Source organism: Neisseria sp. P0018.S001, assembly GCF_051957355.1.
In the GTDB taxonomy this organism is placed as follows: Bacteria; Pseudomonadota; Gammaproteobacteria; order Burkholderiales; family Neisseriaceae; genus Neisseria; species Neisseria subflava_A.
Window position 1 is genome coordinate 1 of the sequence record NZ_JBQCWN010000046.1, and the last position, 568, is coordinate 568.

Below are 568 nucleotides of genomic sequence, written 5' to 3' on the forward strand. Positions count from 1 at the left end.
ACTTGAATCAGGCATTGTTCTGGAGCGGCCTCAGACCGATGACGCCCGACAGCACGCCGCTAATCGGCCGCACCCGCTTTGACAACCTGTTCCTGAATACAGGTCACGGCACTTTGGGCTGGACCATGTCGCTGGGCTCGGCAAAATTGACCGCCGATATCGTGTGCGGCAAAGACACCGAAATCCGCAGCGACGACTTGAGCCTGTCGCGCTATCCGTCTTGAACTTTAAACCGATAAGGTTTGAGCGGCACTATAGTGGATTAAATTTAAATCAGGACAAGGCGACGAAGCCGCAGACAGTACAGATAGTACGGAACCGATTCACTTGGTGCTTCAGCACCTTAGAGAATCGTTCTCTTTGAGCTAAGGCGAGGCAACGCCGTACTGGTTTAAAGTTAAGCCACTATAGAATTGTTTCAGACGACCCCTGCCTATTTCGGTACAATACCTTTTCGCCGCAAGGCAGCCACGCCGCCGCGAACATTCCCTTTATCCACTCCACCCGACCCAACCATTTATGACCGATACCGCCCAAATCATTACCAGCTACGGCCGCCGCTACATCG

General features: G+C 53.0%; 1 protein-coding gene and 1 pseudogene. Both read left to right on the top strand.

The genetic code is table 11. The annotated features are described in order from the left end of the window. Window positions 1-224 (top strand): FAD-dependent oxidoreductase (locus tag ACTHTJ_RS10740; RefSeq protein WP_440362671.1); only part of this gene is annotated, 224 nt, incomplete at its 5' end. A 29-nt stretch (window positions 225-253) separates the two neighbouring features. Next, window positions 254-316: pseudogene (locus ACTHTJ_RS10745) on the top strand (transposase); the annotation flags it as partial. Window positions 317-568: the final 252 nt, after the last annotated feature.